Below are 23,603 nucleotides of genomic sequence, written 5' to 3'. Positions count from 1 at the left end.
GCCGTCAAGCTTCGGTACACGCGCGACACGGCGCACTCTCGTCTACTGAACTAGAAGAACTGGTGGTGTCGCCAACTCGGGTTGTCTTGAGCGTTGTCGACAACATTGGCCGCGTCGAAGGGGGTGACACATTCACCGCGACGTTCGACCGACGGGGCGGGAAGGTGTCGGCGATGGTCCCTTAATTTGTACTTCGTGTGACCTGTTTAAATCGGAGCGGCCACTCACCCATTTGAGTTGACCGTCCGGATACAGCCTGTAGATGCCACCGGTAACGAGCGCGAACATGGCGACAACTTCGGTGGTCGATGTCGCCACAAAGCAGTCTACCGTCGACATCTGCATTTGGCCCGAACCTGCCGCCCAGTTACTTGAGACGAACGAATTTTTGCCGACAGACAGAATCCCCGCCGCTACTCCACCCTGGTGATTCGTTGTACCACCGACACCCCGCAACCCACCTCTCGGGCAATCTTGATCATCCCCATTCCTTTGCCACGCAGTTCAAGGATTCGCTCCTGGATGTCTAACGTCACGGCAGGTCTACCAATTGGATTTCCAGACTTAGTTCCTCTCTCTTTAGCCCTAGCCATTCCTGACTTCACCCGCTCCTGAATCATCCCGCGTTCAAATTCAGCAAACACCCCCATCATTCCGAACAGTGCACGGCCGGCAGGTGTAGTCGTGTTGACACCTTGCTGATGCAGATACAGGTCCACCCCTGTTGCGTGCAACTCCTGCAGCAGTCCCACCAGGTCAATCAGTGAACGCCCAAGTCGATCCACTGACCAGGACGCCACCACATCAAAGTCTTTTCGCGCCACCCCTTTGAGCAGGGCATCGAGCTGTGGCCGATCTTTGCGACCCTTGGCCCCTGAGATGCCTGTGTCTACAAAGGCACCCACTACTAACCAGCCCTGACGTTCTGCAGTCTGCTGAAGCTCACGCAGTTGGTTGTCTGTGGATTGGCGGTCAGTTGAGACTCGTGCATACAACGCTGCACGCAGTGGTCGGTGCAATCGGGATGTAGTTGTCATCGCTATTCCAATCGTCAATGATTTTTTGATTACTAGCGTGGCTATACGCCAACCAAGTGGTTGTCGTATGGATCGAAACGACGCGCCGCCCCGAGGGGAAAGACAGGTCAAATTCATGGGGCCTTTCGGTATAGCCCAGAGGCTCGTCACAGCGTGTTTCATGGCCCCGACTTACTGAGGTGATGATTTCACCCACATCCGAGAGGCATGGCGCAGCGTTTCCCGGTGAAGCGCCAGCACCGGCTCCAACCGTTCCTGCTCGGTCGTACCTGGGCGTGTTTGATACCCGCCTGCCAGATTCCAGGCCACCCCGCATTTCAGCCCCGTGAAGACCATGTGATCCCGCTGGGCCATCTCTGCCGTGGTCAGCAGGCCACCTAGGGGGTCGTCGAGGTGCATGTCAGCCCCAGCCTGGTACAGCACCACATCGCACTTCGCGGCATTGAGCACGGTGATGGCGCTGCGCAGCCAGGCAAAGAAGCTCCCCGAGCTCTCACCGCCATAAAAATGTCGTCCAGACGTTTGGTGGCAGATGCGTCGGGCCAGCTCCGGCTTGCGCTGCAGAATATCCTCGGTGCCATCACCGCGGTGCATATCGCAGTCCAGGATGCCCACCTGCGCATCGGGGTCCGACAGCACTATCTTGGCCGCCGCCACCATCAATCCATTGAAGGTGCAGAATCCCCCGCCGTCGGCATAGCGTGCATGGTGGAACCCGGAGGTGGGAGAACACACCGGCTGCGCGGAAGTCCAGGCATCGCGTGCGGCTGCGACCATGCTGCCAACGGTGTAAAGACAGGCTTGGGCCACCCGAGGGTCGTTGTTCTCAAAGCCGTTGTTGATGGTTCCCGCAAAGACCCCCTCCACATACGCAGGGTCATGCGCCAGACACAGGTCTGCTCGACTGGCGGGGCGGAAGGTCTTGACCCGTCTGGCCAGCCCCGCGGTACGGGCCATGGCCATGAAAGCATCCGGCTTGCCCGCGGACGGTGAATACGAATCCAGACCCGGTACGGACATCTCTGGTCGGTAATAGATGGGATGTGTCATGCAATCTCCTGCTGGGTGGTAAGGGTTGGGGCGGTTGGTGCCAGCCCCAGGGCGGTGTGTTGAATCTGCAAGTCCGCCTGGAAGGCCTTGGCCACATCGCAAATCTGCCGGTCCACCAGACGGTTGGCGAAACCCGAGATGGCTTTGATGGGCAACTGGGGATCGGTCCGGTCGTACGCCACCGTGGCCAATGGCGTCTGCTTGGAGGCGCTGCGCAGTGAGACCAGAAGCACGCGACCCTTGGTACACCGGTCGATATAGGTACGGGCACAGTGCCGCATCACTTGACCTTCTTCCCAGACCTCCAGCGGGGTGCTCAGGATGACGGCAGCGACCGTGACCCCGGGGCTGGTCTCGAGGGGGAAGGTCCGCTCCAGGTCGTAAGGGATATTCCAGCCAGCGGCACCCTGCAGCTGCAAGCGCTCCTTCAAGGCCAGCAGATCGACCTGGTGAACAAACCACTGCAATGAGGCCTTGCGCAGGGTTCCTGGCGCGATGCAGCAGGCTTGCGTAGACGCCCAGCGGAATATCTCCACAGAGCGGTCTTGCAGCACCGCCGCATCCGCAGCATTGGCGCGTACCCACAGCACCCCCAGGCGCCTGCACACCGGAAATAGATCATCGAGTCGAAGGGTGTAAACCGCACTTGGGGCGTTGGGGTTGCCGCCCAACTGCAAGAAGGCATGCAGCATCCAGGCAGGAACCAGGCGCTTGCTGCCAAATGCCTGGGCAATCGTCACCAGGTCCAACAGGACGGTGGGGTGAATGCGGCGCTTGGACCGGTAGCGGTAGTACACCAGGAACTCGTGCATCCAGGCGGTGCCGGTGCGACAGAGCAGCCGCCAGGTGGCGGGCCGAATGCCTTTGGTAGTTAGGTAGTCCTTCAAGCAGGAATCGATGGGCCTGACGTTGTGGGTCAGGTCTTTGGCTGCTTGCGTGTTTGACATGGGGGCTCCAGATTGCGGGTCAAAACATCCCGTGCCATCACGGCCCGATAGCTGGCGCCGATGACGATGGCCAGATTTCAGGCGTGGGTTACCCCACCACGATGAGAGCAGAGTCCGGATGGGGACGCAGCTGCGCCTTCGTGGTGACGGCTCGGTCTAAGAAGAAGCGTCAGTGACGCAGGTGGGGCGGGTGCAGTGCAGCCATGGTGTTCTCTCCAAAGTCATTTCAAGAAATGGCTTCCAGGTTCTCTGGAGAGCCGGCGCTTTAGCCAGCATTTATGAGTCGCCCCGGCAAGATGTCGTATCAAATCCGGCGACGGTCTGTGAACAGACCAGAAACAAAAAAACCGCTGTGAACAATGCTCAGAGCGGTTCACGCTTTAGCAGAATTTATTACACGCCCTGCAAGTTGCATTGGTTAAAACGGCGTGGTTGCATGTTAATCCGTGTAGACGGGCAATGTCAACTAGCGAAATTTTCTGCGACCTCACCAGCTGGTTGGTAGGTTCTATAGACAAGAAATCCAAAATTAAAACGACTGATCTTCAGCAGCAGTCGACCCAATGCGGGTTTAGCGATCACTGAATTCAACGCCTGACAGCTGACATTCATCAGCCTATGAATACCCGTCACTGATGACCGCTTCAGGGAAGTCCCACCTGATAGGTGGACTTCGCATGATGACCAGGTCCAGCCATTGGCCAGTGCCCGCTATATGGGCTCCAATAGGCCGCCTGCCTTGCTAAGATCAATGCACCAGCTTTGATTGGAGAGTGATTTGACAGCCCGCACCGTATTGAGTGATCACGAATGGTTTCTGCTGCAAGCCCTAGACACTGGGGTCGGCAATAAGGAACTCGGCGTCCTATTCGGTAAAAGCGAATACACCATCCGCAACCAACTTAGCGCACTCTACAGCCGAATCGGCGCCGCCAACCGGATACACGCGGTTATCTGGTTTCGCACCCACGCACCCCGCACTGTCCCCATGACCAACCGCGCAATGGCTGCCCGTCGACAAAACGCCAACACAGACCGCCGCAAAGCCAAACGACCTTCACATTTCCCCGCATGGATTGACCGCCTCGCAGGCTCCGAAACGACTCAATGTTACAAAGTCGGTACATATGTACTTTTTGAAACTGCTATGATTTTTTAAAGAATTATTTCAAGTAATTCAAAAACAATTAACAGGGAGACGTCCGGCACGGACGTGAGTTCAATTGAGCCAAACCAGTGCCTTTGTGGGGAAGACCGCGTGAGCGCGGTCGAGTCCATGCCGATCCAGCACCCGCTCACGCAAGTGGAAGGGGGCGCGCCGTTCGGTGATCCGCTGACCGGTCTGGCCCCGCTGGTCGCCCTGTGTTCCATCGCCCGCATCCACCAGGTCGCCGCCGACCCTGCCACCCTGGCCCACCAACTCGGCATTGCCAGCACCGATAGCATAGGCACCACCGATCTGCTGCGTGCCGCCCAGCACCTGGGCCTTAAAGCCAAGCACACACAATCCACCATCGACCGTTTGGGGCTTCTTCCCCTGCCAGCCCTAGCCACCGTAAATACCGCCGATGGCTCACAGCGTGTGGTCATCCTGGCGCAAAGCGATGGCAAACGGGTGCTGTACCAAGATGTAGCCCAGCAAGGCAGTGGCCCCACGATTGAACCGATCGAGACCTTTGCCAAGCGCTGGACGGGTGATGTCATCCTCATCACCAGCCGCGCCTCTCTGGCCGGTGCCTTGGCCAAGTTTGACTTCACCTGGTTCATCCCCAGCCTGATCAAATACCGCAAGCTCTTGGGCGAGGTGCTGCTGATCTCATTCATGCTGCAGCTCTTCGGGCTGGTCTCCCCACTCTTTTTCCAGGTGGTGATGGACAAGGTGCTGGTCCACAAAGGCATGACCACCCTGGACGTGCTGGTCATCGGTCTGGTGATCGTGGTGGTGTTTGAATCGGTCTTGAATGCTTTGCGGGCTTATGTCTTTAGCCACACCACCAGCCGCATTGATGTCGAACTCGGTGCCCGCCTGTTCCGTCACCTGATCCAGTTGCCTTTGGCCTACTTCCAGGCCCGCCGTGTCGGTGACTCTATCGCCCGCGTGCGCGAGCTGGAAAACATCCGCAGCTTTCTCACCGGCAATGCCATGACGGTCTTGCTCGATGTGTTCTTCTCGGTGGTGTTCATTGCGGTCATGCTGTTCTACAGCGTTCCTCTGACCCTGATTGTCCTGGTCAGCCTGCCCTTGTACTTTGGTTTGTCTTTGGCCGTGGTTCCCGTCCTGCGCTCCCGCCTGGACACCAAGTTTGCCCGCGGTGCAGAAAACCAGTCCATGCTGGTCGAAACCGTCACCGGCATCCAGACCGTCAAAGCCTCGGCTTTGGAGCCCAGCTTTGCGAAACGCTGGGACAACCAGCTCGCAGCCTACGTCGCTGCCTCCTTCAAAACCCAGAACTTGGCCAGTGTCGCCCATGAAGGCGTCAACCTCATTGGCAAATTGGTCAATGCCGCCACCCTTTGGTACGGCGCGCAGCTGGTGATGGACAACCAGCTGACCGTAGGCCAGTTTGTCGCCTTCAACATGTTTGCAGGCCGGGTCTCGCAACCCATCATGCGCATGGCCCAGCTCTGGACCGACTTCCAGCAAACTGGTATCTCGGTGGCCCGCTTGGGCGACATCCTCAATACCCGCACAGAAGTGCCACCCACCAGCACGGCCCAGCTTCCCGCATTGAAGGGCCGGATTACTTTGGACAAGGTGACCTTCCGCTACCGTCCGGAAGCCATCCCGGTCTTGAACAGCATCAGCCTGGACATTCGCCCCGGTGAAATCATCGGCATCGTCGGCCGCTCCGGTTCCGGTAAAAGCACCCTGACCAAGCTGGTGCAACGCCTCTATAGCCCGGAAGGCGGAAGACTGCTGGTGGATGGCATCGACATCAGCCTGATCGATGCGGCCCAACTGCGACGCCAGGTCGGCGTCGTCTTGCAAGATAACCTGCTCTTCAACCGCTCCATCCGAGAAAACATCGCCATTGCCGACCCGGCTGCGCCCATTGAAGCTGTCATGCGGGTGGCCCAACTGGCCGGGGCCCATGACTTCATCAGTGAACTGCCCGAAGGCTATGACACCGTGGTGGGTGAGCAAGGCGGCAGCCTCTCGGGCGGTCAACGCCAGCGGGTCGCCATTGCCCGGGCCCTGTTCACCAACCCGCGCATCCTGATCCTGGACGAAGCTACCAGTGCATTGGACTACGAGAGTGAAGCCATCATTCAGAAAAACATGCAGTACATCTGCCAAGGCCGCACCGTACTCATCATTGCGCACCGCCTGTCCGCCGTGCGCAAAGCCCACCGCATCATCGTGATGGAGAGGGGCAACATTGTGGAAGTAGGTAGCCACGAAGCCTTGATCCAGAAGCCGCAGGGGCTGTATGCCCACCTGTGGGCGATGCAGGATGGTGTCAAAGTGGAGCAGGAGGAACGGGCATGAACCAGACTGCCGCCAACCCTTCAGTTCCGACCCCGGCACCTCCCGCCCATCCGGTCATAGAACTGCTGGCCCGCTACAAAGCCATTGTTCAAATCGCGTGGGCCCACCGAGCAGAGTTGGCTGGCCCAGCCCGCATGGCCGATGAAGTGGCGTTTCTGCCAGCGGCCTTGAGTTTGCAGGAAACCCCTGTGCATCCGGCACCCCGGCGCTTTGCCTACCTGCTTATGGGATTGTTTGTACTGGCCATTACCTGGTCCATCTTCGGCGAGGTGGACATCGTGGCCGTCGCCCCAGGCCGCATCATCGTTTCTGACCGCACCAAAACCATCCAGCCCTTAGAAGCCAGTGTGGTCAAAGCGGTGCTCGTCAAAGATGGTGACAAAGTCAAAATGGGCCAAGTGCTGGTGGAGCTGGATCCCACCATGGCCACGGCTGACAAAGCCAGTGTGCAAGAGCAGCTCAATGCTGCCCTCAGCGAAGAAACACGCACCAAAGCTCTGTTGCAGTTGCTATCAAAAGAGAAGCTGCTCACGCAGGTGCTGCAAGGGCTGAAGGCCGATTCGGCACTAAAAAGCCAACTCCAATCCGAATGGCAAGACATCAGTGCCAAGCTCTCCAAGCTGGACGCTGAAGCCACCCGCAGACAAGCGGAGATTGCCACGGTAAAGGCCAGCATCGCCAAGCTCGAAGCCACCGTGCCCATGGCCCAAACCCGGGAAACCGACTTCACCAAACTGGTAGACCAGGGTTTTATCTCCAGCCACGCCACCCAGGACAAAACCCGCGAACGGGTGGAGCTGGAGCGGGACCTGACTACCCAACGCGCTAAGCTGGCAGAGACCGTCGCCACCGCCCATGAAACCGAACAAGCCCGAGTTGCGTACCGGGCAGAAACCCAGCGGCTTCTCAATGACCGCTACGCGCAAGCAAGCACCAAACGCATCCAGTTGAATGCCGACAGCAGCAAAGCCACCCAGCGACAAAAACAAACCCGGCTCACGTCACCCGTGGACGGCACGGTGCAGCAACTGGCGGTTCACTCCATCGGCGGGGTTGTCACCAGTGCCCAGCCGTTGATGATCATCGTGCCGGATTCCACGCAGGTGACGGCAGAAGTCAGCATTGCCAACCAGGACATCGGGTTTGTGAACCAAGGGCAAACGGCGGAGGTGAAGCTGGAGACGTTCAGCTTTACCAAATACGGCACGGTGCAAGCCACGGTGGATAACGTCACGGCGGATGCGGTCACCGATGAGAAAAAGGGAAGTTACTACCCTGCCACCCTGACGCTCAATCAAAAAGACATGCTGATTGACGGCAAGCGCATTGCATTGAGTCCGGGGATGAATGTGACGGCGGAGATCAAGACCGGCAAGCGCCGGATTATTGAGTTTTTGCTGAGCCCGGTGCAGAGGGCGGGATCAGAGAGTTTGAGGGAGCGGTAGAAAAATGGGACACAACATGCACACACAAATCACGTCAACTGATGGGTCAGCGCGCCGGGCATCCGTACCGGGTCCCCTGCGCGCTCGCGGGCGGTACGCGTGCGGCACGCCTGCCCATAGGCATAAACACGGTGGTGCGTCTGCCCGCTCTGTGGCAACCGCAAATTGGCTCCAGTGCCCCGGCACGCCTGCGGGCTTGGTTTGGGTTTGAATAATTCAAATTCCAAAACCTCTCACGCTTATTCCATGCGGCTTGCGGGGCACAAATGGTTGGGGAGGCGTATGAAATATGCGTGGGGGATACAAGCCCTGCAAAAAATGGAACCCATCGCAACAAAAAATTGCAGCAAATTTGGTAGCTGCCTACGTCCCAACTACGCGCAGGACCGGCACGACAAGAGGTTGGGTTCTGAACTTGGAAGTGTGCGAATTAACCTGGGGAGTCAAACATGTTAGGTCAGGCGATGAGATACCTTGTACCACTGTGTGCTGCGATTGTGTCGATTGCTTTCGTTGGCAACGGCACTGCAGGCAATGAAGATCGCACATTCGAACGGCAGCGCCTTGAGCTGGTTGAAAAAATCGAACAAATACTGATTGAAAACAAAGTCTGCCAGTCAAAGGCGGATTGTCAACGTAAGCAAGTTCTGTTTGCTAACCCCCAGAGCGGAGGTGTTGGTATAGATATTTATGAAGTCAGAGATGAGCAAGTGATTAAGGAGGTATCTGATATCTGTTCAAAAACCTTCTTCGTCAATCCAGAAATGAAAGTGATCTCCGTTGGGATCATCGAGGGCAGCAAGTCAGAAGAATTGGCCAAATCTTTTTGGGCAAAAACCAAAATCAACATCTCAATCGAATACAGGAGAAAGAAATAATGTATATCGTAGAGGTAAGAGTAAAAACACATCCGGTTGGCAACGAGTCATTGTCAGACGAGCATTCTTGGGTACCCCATGCATTCCTTGTGATTACTGGACCTGATGGCGTAGAAAGGGGTTATGGATTTGCCCCCTATGAAGCCAATTCGCCTTCAAGTGCAGGATGGATATACGACGACACAAATCACCTGTACAACTCTACAACAGGGAAAATCGATTTATCCCCCGAGGAATATCAGCGCCTGACAGACTTCATCGATGCGTCGATTGCTAACCCGCCGCCATACAGTATTGGCTATGGATCGCAATGTGCAAATTGGGTTGTGAACGGTCTGGTAGCGGCAGGCATTCCGGCGCTTTCAACCCCCAATATGTTGCCAGACAATTTTCTTCGAGATTTGTTTGAAACCATTGTTTGGAACCCCTACACGCAGTGGATAAATATTCAGGTTAACTCTCTCACCAACAACGCCCTCAACTGGGTAGCCCCCCGCCGCGACCCATTAGTCCTCGACCTCGACGGCAACGGCATCACCACTACAGGTATCAACCCCGCCGCCCCCATCCTCTTCGACCAAGACGGTGACGGCACCTTGACAGCCACTGGCTGGATTGGTGCAGGCGAAGCCATCGTGGTGCGTGACTTGAATGGCAATGGAACGATAGACAGTGGTCGCGAACTTTTTGGTGACAACACCATCCTCAACAATGGCCCACGCGCAGGCCAAACCGCTGCCAATGGCTTTGAAGCCCTGGCCGACTTGGACAGCAACGCCGACGGAAAATTTGACGCCAACGACGCAGACTTTGCCAGCGTCAAGCTCTGGAAAGACCTGAACCAGGATGGTGTTAGCCAATCCACGGAGCTATTCACCTTTGCCGACCTGGGTGTTGCCAGCATCAACGTGGCAGGCACCGCCAGTAACGTGAATCTCGGTGGCGGCAACACCCAGACCTTTGCCGGAAGCTTCACCAAAACAGACGGCACTGCAGGTGGCAGTGGTACCGCCCAGCTGGCAGGCAGCCTGCTGCTGGCCAACAACAACTTCTACCGCCAGTTCACCGATGACCCGGCGATTACCACCGCAGCCATTGGTTTGCCCCAGATGCAGGGTAGCGGGTTGGTGCGTGATTTGCGCCCGGCAATGAGTCTGGGCAATGCGCAGGCGGCGGATCTGCAAGCCAAGCTGAGCCAGTTTGCTCTTGAGGCCACCAAGGCCCAGCAGATGGCCGACTTGGACGCACTGATCCAGAGCTGGGGAGCGACGAGCAGCATGGCGACCAGCATCCAGACCAGTACCACGCTGGCCAATCCGTCCGACGGTACCGGTTCGGTCACCGCCGTGGCACAGTTTGCGCAAAGCAACCCCAGCCTGTACGCCCAGATCACGGCGCTGGAGCGCTTTAACGGCCAGACCATTCTGGACAAGTGGGTGCGCGCCAGTGGGGCGGGCTTTGTGGTGAGCTACAGCGCCCCGCAAGAAGCCTTTATCCACCAGGCCTATGACGCGCTCAAGGAAAGCGTGTATTCGGCTCTGGTGGTACAGACACGCCTTAAACCCTATCTAGACAGCGTTGATTTGACGATTGATGCGACTGGCGTGCACTTTTCGACGACTGCCGTGTCGGCCCTGTTGGAAAGCCGCAAGGTGTCTGACGAGCGTAACGCCATCATTGATGTGGTGGAGCTGAGCCACTTCGCCTCGCCCACCTTGCTGGCTGTCGGGTTTGACCCAGCGCAGACGCTACGCACTTGGGTGGACGCTCTGGCCGTGGACTCGCCTATCCGGACGGAGTTGGGAGCCCTGGATATTTACCTCAGCACGTCGTCCAGCGGCAGCGCACGCGCCGATATATACCTAGGGGATGCGAGTGCCAATAGCTTCAACGGTGGCGCTGGGGATGACGTGCTCAGCGGAGCCGAAGGTGCAGATACATTGGAAGGAGGTGCGGGCAATGACGTGATTAATGGTGGTGCAGGCAACGACACGCTGATCGGCGGCATCCATGACGGGTACTGGGGTACTTATAACGGTCCTGGAAACGACACCTATTTGTTTGGACGGGGTGACGGGCAAGATGTAATTTACGACAACGATACAGCAGCGGGAAATCTGGACACGATAGTTTTCAAGGCGGGAGTATCTCCAAGCGATGTGCAGTTGAGTCGGTCCGGCAACAATTTAGTTCTCAATATCGTAGGAAGCACTGACCAGTTGACGGTGATGAGCTATTTCTCCGGGGATGGCGCGGGAGGCTGGGCGGTGGAGGAAATCAGGTTCACAGATGATCTGGCGACGACCTGGAACGTTGCAGACGTTAAGACAGTACTGCTCACAGGTGGTGCGGGTACCGATCTGATCCGTGGTTATGCTAGCGACGACGAGCTAACCGGCAACGATGGCAATGACACCTTATATGGCGGCGATGGCAACGACACGCTGAATGGCGGCGCTGGGTCGGACTTTCTGGTGGCCGACAACGGCAATGACATCTTGAACGGCGGGGCAGACGGGGACACGCTGGAGGGCCGTGCTGGAGACGACACCATGGATGGTGGCGCTGGCAACGACATGTTGGTTGGAGGTACACATGATGGCTACTGGGGCACCTACAACGGCGCCGGGAATGACACGTACATGTTTGGTCGTGGCGATGGTCAGGACTCAGTCTACGACGATGACGCTACGTCAGGCAATCTGGACAAAATCGTTTTCAAGACAGGCATATCGCCGAACGATGTTCATTCCAGTCGCTCTGGCATTGATCTGATATTGAAAATCGCAGGTACACCGGACCAGTTGACAGTTGTGAATTATTTTTCTGGGGGTGTTCCTGGCAATTGGGCAATTGAAGAGATTCATTTTGCCGACGATTCTTCGACCGTCTGGAATGTGACCGACGTGATGGCTCAGGTGTTACTGGGCTCCGATGGTAATGACCTTTTGCAGGGTTATGCAATCAATGATTCGATCAGCGGAGGGGCGGGAAACGACACCTTGTACGGCCGCGATGGCAATGACCTGCTTGATGGCGGATCTGGCAATGATGCTCTATATGGTGAAAATGGTGACGATGTATTGATGGCTGGCGATGGTGCTGACACCCTGTCCGGTGGTGCTGGAAACGATCAACTCAATGGCGGACATGGAGCCGACAACTTGCAAGGCGGCACCGGCGATGACACTTTCGATGGTGGAGCTGGCAATGACGTTTTGATTGGCAATTTCTACGATGGATATTGGGGCACCTACAGTGGTACGGGCAATGACACTTACCTCTTTGGACGCGGTGATGGTCAGGACACGGTCTATGACAACGACACCACCGCAGGCAACCTGGACAAGATCATCTTTAAGTCCGGTGTTCTGCCTGCTGATGTGATCCTCAGTCGCTCAGGGAATGACTTGCAACTGACGATCACCGGAACAACTGATCAGTTGGTTGTCGCCAACTACTTTGGCACAGGTGTTACCAGCAGTTGGTCAATTGAGGAAATTCGTTTTACCGATGCAGCCACCACCGTGTGGGATATCAGCTATGTAAATGCCAAAACGTTTACCGGCGGAGCAGGTAACGATACGTTGACTGGATTTTCGACAAACGACACCTTGACCGGGAATGATGGAAACGACACCTTGTACGGCCGCGATGGCAATGACCTGCTTGATGGCGGATCTGGCAATGATGCTCTATATGGTGAAAATGGTGACGATGTATTGATGGCTGGCGATGGTGCTGACACCCTGTCCGGCGGTGCTGGAAACGATCAACTCAATGGCGGAAATGGAGCCGATAACTTGCAAGGCGGCACCGGCGATGACACCTTCGATGGTGGAACTGGCAATGACGTTTTGATTGGCAATTTCTACGATGGCTATTGGGGCACCTACAGTGGTACGGGCAACGACACTTACCTCTTTGGACGCGGTGATGGTCAGGATACGGTCTATGACAACGACACCACCGCAGGCAACCTGGACAAGATTGTGTTCAAGGCGGGGATTCTGCCCAGTGACATCGTGATGAGTCGTATCAACGACAACCTGATACTCAAAGTCACGGGTAGCACTGATCAAATGACCGTGATGAACTATTTCGGCAGTGACGCAACTAGCGGCTGGGCAATGGAGGAAATTCGTTTCATCGATGCACCATTGACCGTATGGAGTGTGGCGAATGTGAAGGAACAGACCCTGATAGGGACGGTTGGCAACGACACGCTACAGGGTTATGCAACGGATGACAGCATCGGCGCAGGAGCTGGAAATGACACAGTCTATGGCCGTGACGGCAATGACGTTCTAAATGGTGAAGCCGGTGCAGACTCGTTGGATGGCGGCAACGGAAACGATACGTTGAACGGCGGTATGGATGGTGATGCCCTTGTTGGTGGTGCTGGAAACGATCAACTCAATGGCGGAGATGGAGCCGACAACTTGCAAGGCGGCACCGGCGATGACACTTTCGATGGTGGAGCTGGCAATGACGTTTTGATTGGCAATTTCTACGATGGATATTGGGGCACCTACAGTGGTACGGGCAATGACACTTACCTCTTTGGACGCGGTGATGGTCAGGACACGGTCTATGACAACGACACCACCGCAGGCAACCTGGACAAGATCATCTTTAGGTCCGGTGTTCTGCCTGCTGACGTCAATATAAGTCGAGTGAGCAACAACTTAATTCTGAATATCACTGGGACGACTGACCAAGTGACAATTTTGAACTATTTTTTGACCGATGCAACGGGTGGTTGGGCAACTGAGGAGATCCGATTTGCGGATGCCCCCTCAACGATCTGGACTGTTGCGTATGTAAAGACGTCAGTGCTCTCGGGTGGCGCTGGAAATGACACGATTTTGGGTTACGCGTCAGATGACACCTTGAACGGCAACGACGGCATCGACACCCTATCCGGAGGAGATGGAAATGACACTCTCAATGGTGGTCTGGGTGGTGATGTTTTGAGAGGTGAGAACGGCAACGATGCTCTGAATGGCGGAGATGGAGCCGATAACTTGCAAGGCGGCACCGGCGATGACACCTTCGATGGTGGAACTGGCAATGACGTTTTGATTGGCAATTTCTACGATGGCTATTGGGGCACCTACAGTGGTACGGGCAACGACACTTACCTCTTTGGACGCGGTGATGGTCAGGATACGGTCTATGACAACGACACCACCGCAGGCAACTTGGACAAGATTGTGTTCAAAGCCGGAGTTCTGCCTGCTGATGTCAATATAAGTCGAGTGAGCAACAACTTGGTTGTAAAGATAGTTGGAACCGCTGATCAACTCACGGTGACGAACTATTTCATCGGTGAAGGTGCTGGTGGCTGGGTCATTGAAGAACTAAGGTTCACAGACAGTCCTGCTACGGTCTGGGACGTTGCTGCAGTCAAAGCCGCAGTGCTTATCGGTGGTTCTGGGAATGACAACATTCAGGGGTTCGCCTCGGATGATATTTTGATGGGCAATGGCGGAAACGACACTTTGGTTGGCGGAGCGGGCAACGACACACTTGATGGCGGTGTTGGGGCAGACGCGATGACCGGTGGCATTGGCAATGACTCCTACTTTATTGATGTATCCGGTGATGTCGTCACCGAAAACCTCAATGAAGGCACTGACTTGGTTAGCACCTCAATCAGCTATGCCCTGGGGGCCAATGTTGAAAATCTGACTCTGACTGGAACTGCTGCAATCAATGGCACGGGCAACGCATTGGACAACGTCCTGACCGGCAATAGTGCGGCCAATATGCTGGATGGCGCCACAGGTGCCGATACGATGATCGGAGGTGCAGGAAATGACATCTACACCGTCGACAACGTGGGTGATGTAGTAATTGAACAGGGGGCGGAAGGCACTGATCTCATCAACGCTTCGGTAAGTTATACGTTGGCAGCCAACGTGGAAAATCTGACGCTGACTGGCACGAGTGCGATAAACGGTTCGGGCAATGCGTTTGACAATGTGCTCACCGGCAATAATGCTGCGAACACTCTCAGCGGCGGTGACGGTAACGATCAATATAGGTTTGGTTTTGGCGGTGGTGCTGACCGAATCATTGACACTAGCGGCATTAACCGTGTCGTTTTTGGTCCAGGCATCACCACAACAATGGTCATTGCAAGTCGCACCAATGGTGTTGTAAAGCTCGCTCTTTCAGCCAATGACGGCATTAGTTTTGACGATCTTGGTGGTGGCAATTTTGCAGTTGAGCAGTTTGAGTTTGCCGATGGAACTGTCTTGGGCACGAGCTGGCTCAAGGCCATGTTCAACACAGCACCTACTCTAGATTCTCCCTCGACAGTGGTTTATGTCGATACAGCAGCAGATGACATTTTTGTCACCAATGGTGGAGTTTTAGTTGGCCATGACGTTGACGGCGACTTGTTCTCGTTCGGCATCAATGGTGGCAATGTGAGCAATGGCGTGAGTACCAAGGTGGGGAATTTTGGAACACTCGTAGTCGACACCGCGACGGGAGCTTACTCATTTGCCCCCAATGACGTGGCGATAGAGAGCCTCAAGGCCGGCGCATCTGAAAACTTTGTTGTCACCGTGTCTGACGGTTCAGTCACCAGTAGCGCAAACCTGAGCATCAACCTGACGGGAGCCGAAGATTCGACCGTGTTTGCGGGGGGTACTACAGGGGTTGTTGACGAAGATGGCTCTTTGAGTGTCGGTGGCACTTTGAGTGCGTCCGACCGTGATGCTAGCGATGCAGCCCTCATTGCACAAAGTGGGTTCGTTGGCATCTACGGAAGCTTTAGCATTGGAACCAATGGCCAGTGGATTTACAGCCTCAACAATGCTGCGTCCAATGTGCAAGCGCTAAAGGGGGGCCAAAGCGTGGTTGACAGCTTTGTGGTTGCAACGGCAGGTGGTACACCACAAACCATCACACTCAGTGTCAATGGTTCGAATGACGCACCAATGGGAAGCGCCACCGCAACACTGGTATCTGGCACCGAAGACACCAGCTGCGCCATCACCGAAGCCAGCCTGCTGGCAGGCTTTACGGATGTGGAAGGAGAAACTTTGTCGGGTACTGGCTTGACTGCCAACAACGGCACCTTGTCTGCTTTCAATGCCGCAACAGGCAGCTGGACGTTTACACCTAATGCTAACTACAACGGTATTGTGAACCTGAGCTACGGCGTGAGCGATGGAACGGCAGCCCCTGTGTCAGCAACCCAGAGCTTTACTGTGACAGCGGTCAACGATGCCCCTGTCCTGAGCAGCACCCAATCCGTTTTGACAGCAGGAACCGAAGACACCAGCTACACCATCACCCAAGCCTACTTGCTCGCAGGTTTCACGGATGTGGAGGGCGATACGTTGTCGGTCACGGGCTTGACCGCAACCAACGGCACATTGTCAGCTTTCAATTCAACGACTGGTAGTTGGACTTTTACTCCCAACGCCAATTACAACGGCAATGTGAGCCTCAGCTATGGGGTAAGTGATGGAACAGCAGCGCCCGTGGCTGCCACCCAGAGCTTCAACCTGGCAGCGGTTAACGATGCGCCAACAGGGACAGTCACCATTGGTGGTACAGCCACCCAGAACCAAACACTGACCGCCGCCAACACCCTGGCGGATGTGGATGGCTTGGGCACCCTGAGCTACCAATGGCAATCCTCCACGAATGGCACCACATGGACACCCATCGCCGCCGCTACCGCGAGTACCTTTACCCTAACAGGTACGCAAGTCGGTACCCAAGTCCGTGTGCAGGTGAGTTACACAGATGGGCAGGGAACTGCTGAGAGTGCGACAAGTGCTGCAACGGCCGCCATCGCCACAGCGATTAACCAGGTCACAGGTACCGCAGCTGCAGACACGCTGACTGGCACTACGGGTGCTGACCAGATGCAAGGCTTGGCTGGCAATGACACCTATGTGGTCAACAATGTCGGCGATATCGTCATTGAAGCCTCGAACGCAGGTACTGATTTGGTGCAAAGTAGCATCACCTACACCCTGACCAACAATGTCGAAAACCTCACATTGACCGGAACGGCCGCTATCAACGCCACAGGCAATGCACTGGCCAACACACTGACCGGCAATGCTGGCAACAACGTGCTCGACGGCGGTGCCGGTGCGGACACCATGGTGGGTGGCGCCGGCAACGACACCTACTATGTGGACAACACCGCCGATGTGACCACTGAAGCCGCCAGTGCAGGAACGGATACCGTGATGTCCACGGTCACCCGGACTCTGGGCACCAACTTGGAAAACCTCACCCTCCTAGGTACGGTGGCAATCAACGCCACCGGCAACACCGTGGCCAACGTCCTGACCGGCAATGCCGGTGACAACATCCTCAACGGTGGCGCTGGTGCGGACACCATGATCGGCGGCCTGGGCAATGACACCTATGTGCTCGATGTCGCCACCGACATCGTTACAGAAAACCTCAACGAAGGCATCGACACAGTACAGATTGGTGTCACCTACACCCTGACAGCCAATGTCGAGAACCTGACGCTGACGGGTACGACGGCGATCAACGGCACGGGCAATGCTTTGGACAACGTGCTTACCGGAAACAGTGCGGCCAACGTATTGACCGGTGGTGCAGGAAATGACACCTATATCGTCGGCACGGGTGATACCACCATTGAAGCCGCCAGTGCGGGTACCGACACGGTGCAAAGTTCTATCACCTGGACACTGGCCACCAACGTGGAAAACCTCACCCTGACGGGCACCACGGCAGTCAACGGTAACGGCAATACGGTAGACAACGTGCTGCTGGGCAATAGTGCGGCTAACACGCTGACGGGTGGTGCTGGCAATGACACCCTGAACGGTGGAGCCGGTGCTGACAGTCTGGTTGGTGGCACCGGTAGCGACACCTACTTGCTGGGCCGGGGCTACGGCGTAGACACCATTACCGAGAATGACGCCACACTCAACAACACCGATGTGGCGCGGTTTGATACCGGCATTGCGGTCGACCAGCTGTGGTTCACGCATACCGGTAACAACCTGGATGTGAACATCATTGGTACCACCGACAAGTTCACCCTTACAAACTGGTATCTGGGCAACCAGTATCACGTCGAGCAGTTCAAAACCAGTGATGGCAAGACACTGCTGGACAGCCAGGTGCAGAACCTGGTGAGTGCCATGGCGGCGTTTGCGCCACCGGCTGCCGGGCAGACTACGCTGACTGGTACAGCTGCGACAACTTTGGCACCGGTAATTGCGGCCAACTGGCAGTAAGCGGGATGGGCGACCGGGGAATCCCGGTTGCCCATGGGTTACTTGATCTGGGAGCGAATGGCGGCTTTCGGGTCATGAATATGCGAAGGTGAATTTCCGGTTTGGGCACTGTCCAGTCGGTGGCGACTGACTTCTTCATGGCAACGTAATGAGGAAAATTTCAAACTCCTGATAGCTGACACTCGGAAAAGTCGGCAGATGGCCAAGTCCGTAGCCATGTACAAATGCGGCTATCGGCCATGGTGCAGTAAAGGAAACAGCAACACTTCATAGGCGCCTTGTTGGTCCTCTTCCGGTCATGAGTTTTCAAGCCACTCCTGCTGCGCACGAAGCGCCTGATTTAGTTCTTTTGTAAGTTGACGCTGTCGAACCAAATGCCCACCGGTCCAGGCATTCCTTGATGCTGCCGCTTTACCTTTTGAACTTTTTGGCCCGGTAGACTGGTTCCACGGTTTCCAATGCTGGATTGCCTCGCTCTGCCGTTGCCGCTGCTCTTGTGTCCAGGTACGTGCTGCCATGGGACCCCTCTAATAGTTCGTTTTGCTGATTTTCAAATTTTCCCGCGTGCGATGTCGTCCCGTTGTTGATCTGCTGCGGCCCATTGGCAATATTCGCTTGCTTGATATACGGCATAGGGTTCTTGATGATTGCAAGTGTTTCCAGAGTCGCCCGACCTTGCGCCTGGGCCTTGAGTGCAAGTCGCATGTACCTATCTGCGGCGTCCATGTGCTCACCGACATTCAAGGCGGAACGTCGCGCCAGACTGACAAATATGGTTTGCAGCGTCATCGCCTGACCGTACAGCATGGCCTCCACTTGACCCATGTTGCCCGCCCTAACCTTGTCTGTCTGTGCACGTAAATCAGTCACGAGTTCACCTATATCAGTCTTACCTGCGTACTGCCCCCAGGCCTCCATAGCAATTGCGTTTTGCGCTGACGGCATCAATAAAATTTGATGCGATTTTGCCGGTTCGCTCGTTGTTTGCGTGGGTCGGGTTGTGGGCGTCCTTTTTGTGGCCATGTTCATACTCCTTTAAATCCGTCACAGCGTTGCAGTAACTGCACAATTTCCGTGGCTAGCTGAGCGTCCCGTTCGCGGGCGGCAACACCTGCCCGCTCCCAGTTTCCACAGCGCCCACTTTGTTGCAGGTGTGCGCATTCCATGCACAAACGACGGTCGTCTTTGTCTCGATCCCGGATTACCAACCGGTCAGCCAGCAACTCGGCAACTTCAAGGTCTAGCCCTTTGTCTGTGAATCGCGCGCGTCGAGCCATGAAGCGATCGATCTCCTCCGAATTCATGGCCGTGGAATGCGGCCAGCACCATTCATCTGGATCAGGGTCAGGGTCATTTGCCGCAGGGGTAGCACCTTCGATTTTTTGAATATGCCCATCCTGAGTGCCTACGGAACCTACGTAACCCGGTTTTGTAGGTTTTGTAGGCTGAGTGTCCGAGGCAGATTTACTCTTTAGACGTGCAAGCCATGTCATTTCCCACCGCCCTTCCGTGCTGCCGGATTGATGGTGTAGCGCTCGCTGGGTCTGCCACCTGCTGAGCTGCTATCGCTGGCAAGTTTCTTGGCCTTACGTTCATTGTCCTCGCCCTGCATCCCCCCCAGCCTGCAATCAATCTCCCAGGCCTCGCGCACTGCCTTATGCAGATCAAACTCTTTGGTCTGCAATCGATTCAAGGGCCTGAGTGCTTCATTCAGTGCGGGGGATTTCTTGACGCCCGGCCTACCCACCACCGCGCCCCACAGGTTCGGCACCACTTGCCAATCGTCTTTGGCCTTGGGCTGGATCACGGCACGCGCTCCGATCAGGCTGGATAAGCCCACTAGTGCCGCCACCGCTGGGAAGTCGGGCGGGCATTGCATCCGATGCGCAATATCCATGACCCAGGGTCGCAGAGCTTCAGGCAACAACTCCTCGTCAAATGGATCAACCGGCGGTAAGGCAGTGGGCAACGGTGTTGGCGTTGGCCACTCATTCAGCGGGCTCGAAGAAAGATCGAAGGCGGTAGCTGCATTGATGGACCGCTTCACCGCATCGGCTCCAGCAAACTGGTGCAGGTCGTTGAAGTCAGTCGCCTTGTCTGGCCTGTCGGCACCAAAGTCAGGCACCGCAATCAGCCCCACCACCGCTTTCGCAGCTGCCTGGGCCTTGGTCAGTCCAGGGTTGCCGTCGGTCTGATAATCATCGTCAGCAGCAACAATGATGGTGAGCGCTGGATACTTTTTACGAAGTGCTACTGCCACCGGTTGCAGATTGCCCGCGTTGAATGCCACCGCCACTGCATGTCCAGTGCATTCGTAAATGCTTGCACCGGTCGCGAAGCCCTCACAAACGACTAGCTGGCCATCCAGGTTTCCAATTCCGAAATAGCAGCCAGTGACTTTGCCACCTCCATGGAAGCGCTTGTCGCCATCTGGGGTGATGGTCTGCAGGCTGTGTAGGATTCCTTCCGCGTCACGCATTGGGATGAGCAGACGCTCACCGTCACACTTCACGCCGTGGGGTTGAATGACCTTGAACGTCAAGTATTCATGGCTGCGCGCCGGGCTCGCGTTAGCAAGGATCTCCGCTGCCGATTCCCGCGCTTGTTGGTGTAGCCGCACATGCTCCGCGTCCCTCTGTTCCTGCATCGCAGCAATGCGGGCCTGGTGTGCGTCGCGTTCAGCCTGCGACATGGTGTTGACTGACTTGGCACACCATTTCTGGCTAATGTCAGCACGCCAGCAGCCAAAGACACCAGCCGGTATGCCGTCTGGGTGCAGCACGTACCAACCTGAATCGTCGCGGGATTTTCCGTTGCTGCTGAAACGATGTAGCTTGCCATCCGCGATGATCGTGTCTGGTGGTATGAGTCCCGCCGCAACAATTGCTGTTTTGAATTGGTCGATCGGGTCAGTCATACGCACCCTTTTAGGACCATGCCTAGCAGAATCGCTATGGCATACGGAGCTGAGTTGTTCAGCCCATGCACCAATGATTGAATAAATAGCTTCATTGCTTCACCCCCAGTTTGCTGGCGAAGGCTTGCAGGGCTTCAAAGTTTGGTGCGTGATAGGTGTAGCCGTATTTACACACTAGAAAACCGCCATCGGCAGTCTGGTGCACAGCATGACCTGCAATAGCAAGCTCTGCTATTTTTGTAGCGATGGCTTTACTCTGGCGGGCGCCAATGGCAGAATACAGATCATTGGTCGTGTCGGTCGTAAGCCCTTCGGTGTTGATAGCGCCGAGGGCTTTTTTATTGGAGGTGTCAGGGTAGTGGTGCATTGTGGTCACCTGCTACGACGTCGCCAACTCGGTGCGCCTGGCGTGCAACACCTTCACCAGCTCGCGGATTTCCGAATCTGACTTACCTGCGACCCGCGCCGCTGCGATCGCTTGCACTTCATAGTCTGGCCAGCCCTTTGCCCGTTGGCCAATGGCCACTCCAGCAGTGACCGTGCCATCCTTAATTGCGTTGTAAACGCTGGCATCTGCTCGGTGGCCCAATACCTTTTTAACTTCGGGCAATCTCAAAATCAACATAACTGTCTCCCCCTATCCCGCCTTGGCGGTTGTTGCAATAGGGGGGAGTGTCTAGACAATCTGTTCGTTTAAATAGACTGTTTATTCTGGCCAATCAGGCGATGGAATACACCGCCCATAGCGCAAACCCGCATGGATGCTAGGTCTAAATGGCCAGCCTATTCTTTTCCATTTTTCTTTCGGCCTGTGGTCTTGTCAGGGTTTGCGACAGTCGCTAACGGGTGTAGCTTTCGCAATATTTCCACTGCCTGAGCTGGCAATGGCACTTGATGCGGGTCGCCGTTGCGTTTACCGTCGACGCTGCGTTTCATCCGTGCCGCTGGAATAGTCCACATTGCCCCATCGAGGTCAAACTCGGCCCATTCTGCCGCGCGTAACTCGCCAGGGCGCTGAAACAGCATGGGTGCTAGTTGCAATGCCGCCCGGACAATTGGCCCACCTTGATAACCACGAATCACTCGGATCATTTCACCCACCTTATTTGGATCTGTGATGGCTGCGAAGTGTTTACCGTGATGAGGCTTGAGTGCGCCGCGGATATCGGTTGTCACGTCACGAGGTGCCCTCGCAGTGGCCACTGCATAGCGCCATACCTGTCCGGCGGTTGTCAGTACCCTATGCGCAACATCGAGTGCTCCGCGCTCCTCGACCCTGCGCACCACAGACAAGAGTTCAATTGCCTCTATGTCGGCAATATTTCGTTCGCCCAGGAATGGGAATAGGTCTTTTTCAAGATTCCGCTTTTCCCTGATTGCGTAGTGGCTACTCCAACTGTCTAGCTTCATGGCGAACCATTCCAGCGCAGTAGCTCGGAAAGTGTTTAACGCCGGGGTCCTAGATTTCAGTTTTTCAATCTTGCGTGCCTGAATCGGATCAGTACCAGCCGCCTTTTTCAGTCTCGCTACGTCTCGGGCTTTTCTGACTGCGGTCAGGGATATGTCCGGATAACTTCCAAGGGCCAGGCGTGATTCTTTGCCGTTTTGGTACATCTTCCAAAACCACCGCTTTGACCCAGCCGGACTTACTTCCAAGTACAACCCACCAGAATCGGTAAAACGTTCGCGCTTTTTTTCTGGTTTGCACACAGCATTACGGCATTCAGCATCGGTCAACATAGCAGGCCCTTTTTTGGGAAACCGGGGAACGAAATGCCAGATTAGGCAAAATTCCCGGTTTGTTCCCCGATATGTTCCCCGGTTTGGGTTTAGCAGTCAATAGTGGCTATTAGTGCCTGCTACAGGCTAAGTCATTGATTTACCAATGAAAAAGGCCGCTAAGTAGTCTTACTTAGCGGCCTTTAAACGGTCTTCTGGTCGGTGTGAAAGGATTCGAACCTTCGACCCCTTGCACCCCATGCAAGTGCGCTACCAGGCTGCGCCACACACCGATCTAGCCTTCAATTATACCTCGACTATCGAATGCCCAATCAGTTCCCCGTACTCAACAGGTCGCGGATCTCAAACAATTCACGTCTGAGTTGCACGAGTTGGGCTGAAACGGCTTCCGGGGTGTCAAAAGATTGACTGTCTTCAAAATCATCCATATCGATGTCGTCAACTTCGAGTACTTCGACACCATCCAGCATAACTTCACCGTTGCGCTTTTTCTCACGCTCGCTTTGCAACAGTTCCTGCATCTTGTTGCGGGCGCCGCTAATCGTGAAACCTTGGTCGTAAAGCAAATCCCGAATCCGCCGAATCATCAACACTTCGTGATGCTGGTAATAGCGCCTATTGCCTCGCCGCTTCATCGGGCGCAGTTGCGTGAACTCCTGCTCCCAATACCGTAGCACGTGGGGTTTGACACCACACAAGTCGCCGACCTCGCCAATGGTGAAGTAGCGTTTAGCAGGTATGGGGGGGAGCGTTTTCTCCATTGAAATCAAGGCTGTACAAGACAAAGTGTAGAGGTTACTCTAACTTTCTCGTTGATGCAAAGGCTGATTGCAAAACTTCCT

The 23,603-nt window shown here is 55.6% G+C and carries 15 protein-coding genes and 1 tRNA gene; 5 read left to right on the top strand and 11 right to left on the bottom strand.

Going from position 1 to position 23,603, the window contains the following annotated elements:
* Positions 1-413: 413 nt before the first annotated feature.
* From AC097W_RS05315 to AC097W_RS05305, 3 genes are all read right to left on the bottom strand, one after another.
* Positions 414-1,037 (bottom strand): recombinase family protein, encoded by a 624-nt coding sequence (locus tag AC097W_RS05315; RefSeq protein WP_479601252.1) that lies wholly within the window; start codon positions 1,035-1,037, stop codon positions 414-416.
* 171 nt (positions 1,038-1,208) lie between these two features.
* Positions 1,209-2,087 carry an arginase family protein gene (locus AC097W_RS05310; protein ID WP_479601251.1) on the bottom strand — a complete coding sequence of 293 codons (879 nt, stop codon included), beginning with the start codon at positions 2,085-2,087 and terminating at the stop codon, positions 1,209-1,211.
* Entirely contained in the window at positions 2,084-3,034 is a 951-nt protein-coding gene (locus AC097W_RS05305) for a hypothetical protein (RefSeq protein WP_479601250.1), read from the bottom strand. The genes AC097W_RS05310 and AC097W_RS05305 overlap by 4 nt, the downstream gene beginning before the upstream one ends.
* Before the next feature lie 778 nt (positions 3,035-3,812).
* Between AC097W_RS05305 and AC097W_RS05300 the strand changes: the two genes are divergently transcribed.
* The 3 genes from AC097W_RS05300 (at position 3,813) to AC097W_RS05290 (ending at position 7,969) form a co-directional block, all read left to right on the top strand.
* Entirely contained in the window at positions 3,813-4,193 is a 381-nt protein-coding gene (locus AC097W_RS05300; RefSeq protein WP_479601249.1) for a LuxR C-terminal-related transcriptional regulator, read from the top strand.
* Between the two features lie 117 nt (positions 4,194-4,310).
* Complete coding sequence (locus AC097W_RS05295) at positions 4,311-6,524, top strand: type I secretion system permease/ATPase (RefSeq protein WP_479601311.1); 2,214 nt, start codon at positions 4,311-4,313, stop codon at positions 6,522-6,524.
* On the top strand, positions 6,521-7,969 hold the full coding sequence (locus tag AC097W_RS05290; RefSeq protein WP_479601248.1) for an HlyD family type I secretion periplasmic adaptor subunit: 1,449 nt from the start codon (positions 6,521-6,523) through the stop codon (positions 7,967-7,969). The genes AC097W_RS05295 and AC097W_RS05290 overlap by 4 nt, the downstream gene beginning before the upstream one ends.
* 29 nt (positions 7,970-7,998) lie before the next feature.
* Here AC097W_RS05290 and AC097W_RS05285 read toward each other — a convergent pair whose 3' ends face one another.
* Positions 7,999-8,133: a hypothetical protein gene (locus AC097W_RS05285; RefSeq protein ID WP_479601247.1), complete on the bottom strand. Its 135-nt coding sequence runs from the start codon at positions 8,131-8,133 to the stop codon at positions 7,999-8,001.
* Positions 8,134-8,418: 285 nt separating this feature from the next.
* Here AC097W_RS05285 and AC097W_RS05280 point away from each other — a divergent pair, with 285 nt between their 5' ends.
* Together AC097W_RS05280 and AC097W_RS05275 are read left to right on the top strand one after the other, a co-directional pair.
* Positions 8,419-8,847: a hypothetical protein gene (locus tag AC097W_RS05280; RefSeq protein ID WP_479601246.1), complete on the top strand. Its 429-nt coding sequence runs from the start codon at positions 8,419-8,421 to the stop codon at positions 8,845-8,847.
* A gap of 326 nt (positions 8,848-9,173) precedes the next feature.
* Positions 9,174-18,104 carry a beta strand repeat-containing protein gene (locus tag AC097W_RS05275; RefSeq protein WP_479601245.1) on the top strand — a complete coding sequence of 2,977 codons (8,931 nt, stop codon included), beginning with the start codon at positions 9,174-9,176 and terminating at the stop codon, positions 18,102-18,104.
* A gap of 411 nt (positions 18,105-18,515) precedes the next feature.
* Here the strand turns inward: AC097W_RS05275 and AC097W_RS05270 are convergent, their stop codons facing one another.
* The 7 genes from AC097W_RS05270 to AC097W_RS05240 all read right to left on the bottom strand — a co-directional run bounded on the left by AC097W_RS05270 (position 18,516) and on the right by AC097W_RS05240 (position 23,522).
* Positions 18,516-19,127 carry a hypothetical protein gene (locus AC097W_RS05270; protein ID WP_479601244.1) on the bottom strand — a complete coding sequence of 204 codons (612 nt, stop codon included), beginning with the start codon at positions 19,125-19,127 and terminating at the stop codon, positions 18,516-18,518.
* A gap of 466 nt (positions 19,128-19,593) precedes the next feature.
* Positions 19,594-21,021, bottom strand: coding sequence for a DUF3987 domain-containing protein (locus tag AC097W_RS05265; protein ID WP_479601243.1), 1,428 nt, complete (start codon positions 21,019-21,021; stop codon positions 19,594-19,596).
* 91 nt (positions 21,022-21,112) lie between these two features.
* Complete coding sequence (locus AC097W_RS05260; protein ID WP_479601242.1) at positions 21,113-21,388, bottom strand: hypothetical protein; 276 nt, start codon at positions 21,386-21,388, stop codon at positions 21,113-21,115.
* Between the two features lie 12 nt (positions 21,389-21,400).
* Positions 21,401-21,646 carry a helix-turn-helix transcriptional regulator gene (locus AC097W_RS05255; RefSeq protein ID WP_479601241.1) on the bottom strand — a complete coding sequence of 82 codons (246 nt, stop codon included), beginning with the start codon at positions 21,644-21,646 and terminating at the stop codon, positions 21,401-21,403.
* Positions 21,647-21,804: 158 nt separating this feature from the next.
* Entirely contained in the window at positions 21,805-22,761 is a 957-nt protein-coding gene (locus AC097W_RS05250; protein ID WP_479601240.1) for a tyrosine-type recombinase/integrase, read from the bottom strand.
* Between the two features lie 195 nt (positions 22,762-22,956).
* Positions 22,957-23,033: transfer RNA gene (locus AC097W_RS05245), tRNA-Pro, on the bottom strand.
* A 39-nt stretch (positions 23,034-23,072) separates the two neighbouring features.
* The gene (locus AC097W_RS05240) at positions 23,073-23,522 is read right to left on the bottom strand and encodes a MerR family transcriptional regulator (RefSeq protein ID WP_479601239.1); all 450 of its coding nucleotides are present in this window, start codon (positions 23,520-23,522) and stop codon (positions 23,073-23,075) included.
* Positions 23,523-23,603 lie beyond the last annotated feature (81 nt).

Source organism: Rhodoferax sp. GT1R46 (assembly GCF_056521285.1).
Note: the sequence above shows the minus strand (reverse complement) of the source record. Positions and strands in the feature narration are given on the sequence as shown.